Here is a 3019-nt window from a genome sequence, read left to right on the forward strand (position 1 = left end):
CAGCACTGCCAAGAGAAGATTCCGGCATTTCCCCTATTTGCCGAGGACAGAGCCTTATTTTTTGAACTTCGCGCACGGGTCAGGGCGCGGCTGCGCCGGCATCGTTTGCGTCAGGTCGAACGTGCCCTGGTAGCCGCTGCCGCCCTGCTCCAGGTAGCCGATGCTGCGTACGTTCAGTTGCGGATCGGCCAGCTTCAGCCAGCGGGGCACGCCGATATCCTTGCGCACATGCGCATTGCCGGCGATCAGCACCACGTCGCGCGGCGCCTGGTCGCGGATCAGCTTGGCCATCCAGATATCGCGCGCCACCTGGGCGTTGACGACACCTTTCATCATCATGTCGGGCAGCATATTGCAGCGGGCCGCCTGGACTGCCTTCTGTTGCCCGTCCAGGATGTCGGCCGGCACGGGCGCTGTCAGGTACGTGGCCACCATGGCGGGCGGCATCGACCACTGGATGCCGTCACGCACGATGCGCGACGCATCGGCCGGCGACAGGTTGCCGGCGACCAGGCTCAGCTGGTAGCTGATGACGAGGTCCAGCACGGGCCGGTACAAGCTCCAGTCCCAGCGCGGCTGTTCCATCACGCGGATGATGCAGTCGGGGTCGGCGCAATCGCGCGCGGCGCGCGTCAGCAAGTCCTGGTTTTCCCGGTCGAACTGCGCCATGACGATCACGGGACGCCAGCCGGCCGCCAGCCGGCGGCGCAATTCCTCGACGCGCAGGCGCTGGCCTTGCGCATTGTCATGCACTTCCCCCAGCAGCAACACTTGCGGATTGGGCAAGGTGTCGGCCACGGGCGCGGGAGCGGGCGGCGCTTCCTTTTTCAGCAAGCTGCCGCAGGCGGCCAGCGCCAGCACGCTGCACAGCAGGGCGGCACGCGCGCCGGCGCGGAAAATCACGGTCTTCATGTAAGCGGTATCCAAAGTGGCGATGCGCCAGATTGTACCGTCTCAGGCCGGCGCGGGCAGCTTGCGGCGCTCCAGTACTTCAAACAGGGCCATGCCGGCCAGCATGGCGCCGGCAAACAGCCAGGCCTTCGGCTGGCCCGCCAGCAGGGAGACGAGGGCGGGACCGGGACAGAAACCGGCGATGCCCCAGCCCGCGCCAAAGGCCAGGCTGCCCAGCAGCAAGCGCCGGTCGATGCGCCGCGATACTGGCAATTGCATGGGCTCGCCCAGCAGCGCCGTGCTGCGCCGCCGCGCCAGCCAGAAGGCAGGCAGGGCCACGGCGATGGCGCCGCCCATCACCAGCGCCAGCGACGGGTCCCAGGCGCCGGCCAGGTCCAGGAAAGCGAGCACCTTGGCCGGGTTGCTCATGCCGGAGACGATCAGGCCCAGGCCAAAGACGAGGCCGCTCAACAGGGAAAAGATCAGCTTGCTCATAGGTGGCGCAACAGATAGACGGTAAGGAAACCGGCCGCCATGAAAGCCATGGTGGCCGCCAGCGAACGCGGGGACAGGCGCGACAGGCCGCACACGCCATGGCCGCTGGTGCAGCCGGCGCCATAGCGCACGCCTACGCCCACCAGCAGACCCGCGACGATCAGGGCGGGCGGGCCCGCATCGATCTGCACGGGCGGCAAGGCTTGCCACACTTGGTACAGCAGGGGCGTACCGATCAGGCCGGCGAGAAAGGCGATGCGCCAGCCCAGGTCGCCACTGCGCGGACGCAGCAAGCCACCGAGGATGCCGCTGATGCCGGCGATGCGGCCATTGAACAAAATCAAGAGCGCAGCCGCCAGGCCGATCAGCATGCCGCCGGCCAGCGAGGTCCATGGCGTGAAGTGCTGCCAGGCTATGCTCATGGCAGGATCAATCCGCTTCGTCGTTGAACGGGGCGCGCGGCGCGCAAAATTGCGCATACAGCACTTGCAGCACGGCCAGCACGGGCGCGCTGGCGACGCGGTAATAGATCTGCTTGCCGTCGCGCCGCGTGGCCACCAGCATTTCTTCGCGCAGCACGCCCAGCTGCTGCGACAGGGTCGGCTGGCCGATGCCCACTTTTTGTTCGAGGTCGCTGACGCAATGCTCGCCCTGAGATAGCTGGCACAGCAGCATCAACCGGTCGGCATTGCCCATGGCCTTGAGCAGCGAGCTGGCCTTATAGGCTGAGCCACGCATGGCGTCGAGATTGTATTCGGCGTGTTGTGTTGCGACTGTCTCCATCGTGCCCTCCCACAGGCGGTCATATTGATCATCATGCGATAAACAATATACTAATCAATATACTGTTTTCCTGCTGGCGATTCGCACAAAAAAACAACAGTGTTTTTCGGCGATAGCGTGCTCATGCCAAGTGTGCGGCAGCGATCACGTTTACGCTATCAGAATGACAAATATTCGTAATAAACAGGAAATAAACGTATCAAAATTGTCACGATCCATGCTGTAATGGGAGGTCAGCGGAAAAACCATGATACGCCCCCGTACAGGCGAATTGTCCGCCCATGCGCAAGCCGGTTTCGGCTGCGCCACGCGGTGAACGACAGGGAGATCAAGATGGGAATCAATCAGCCGTTATGCCTGGCCTTGCTGGCGCTGTCAGCCAGCGCATGGAGCGTAGCGGCAGTCAGCGACACCACGGCCGGCAACTTGCAGGAAGCCGACGAACGCGTGACAATCGATGAAAGCATCAGCTTGAATAATAATCCCGGCTGGGAAACGCCGGACTTGCCGTATGCACGCCTGCTGGCCAGCAGCAGCGCGACCGCGGCACCGCACTGGAGCATCAGCGGCGCGCGTCATGCGGCCCTGGCGCCGCCCAGGCCCATGACGGCCGCGCCCGCACAGCAAGCGAACGTGCCGACCCCCGTGCCTGAAGCGAGCATGGTCTCGTTGCTGCTGGTGGGGTTGGGCCTGGTGGCCTTGAGCATGCACGGTGAAAAACAGGAAAAATTCGATAACTGACGGCGCCAGCACCGGCTAGGCGCTGCTGCAAAACATTCCGCCCGGTGCGGAATGTTTTTTATGGGTGCGCCCAGCATGGGCGCACTCCTGTGGGTGAAAGTCCCGCCGT

Annotated in this window: 5 protein-coding genes; 1 reads left to right on the forward strand and 4 read right to left on the reverse strand. The window is 64.1% G+C overall.

The annotated features are described in order from the left end of the window. Positions 1–54 precede the first annotated feature (54 nt). From AC54AF_RS26940 to AC54AF_RS26955, 4 genes are read right to left on the reverse strand one after another with little or no spacing between them, the layout of a single operon-like run. Positions 55–912 (reverse strand): ChaN family lipoprotein, encoded by an 858-nt coding sequence (locus tag AC54AF_RS26940; protein WP_496639036.1) that lies wholly within the window; start codon positions 910–912, stop codon positions 55–57. Positions 913–954: 42 nt separating this feature from the next. Continuing rightward, positions 955–1386: a DUF6691 family protein gene (locus AC54AF_RS26945; protein ID WP_131685465.1), complete on the reverse strand. Its 432-nt coding sequence runs from the start codon at positions 1384–1386 to the stop codon at positions 955–957. Next, on the reverse strand, positions 1383–1808 hold the full coding sequence (locus tag AC54AF_RS26950) for a YeeE/YedE family protein (protein ID WP_496639037.1): 426 nt from the start codon (positions 1806–1808) through the stop codon (positions 1383–1385). The genes AC54AF_RS26945 and AC54AF_RS26950 overlap by 4 nt, the downstream gene beginning before the upstream one ends. Positions 1809–1815: 7 nt before the next feature. Beyond that, positions 1816–2169: an ArsR/SmtB family transcription factor gene (locus tag AC54AF_RS26955; protein ID WP_034746789.1), complete on the reverse strand. Its 354-nt coding sequence runs from the start codon at positions 2167–2169 to the stop codon at positions 1816–1818. Between the two features lie 333 nt (positions 2170–2502). On the opposite strand from AC54AF_RS26955, the gene AC54AF_RS26960 reads away from it, so the two are divergent. Further along, the gene (locus AC54AF_RS26960) at positions 2503–2910 is read left to right on the forward strand and encodes a hypothetical protein (RefSeq protein WP_496639038.1); all 408 of its coding nucleotides are present in this window, start codon (positions 2503–2505) and stop codon (positions 2908–2910) included. Positions 2911–3019 lie beyond the last annotated feature (109 nt).

It is taken from the genome of Janthinobacterium sp. JF4 (assembly GCF_059617925.1).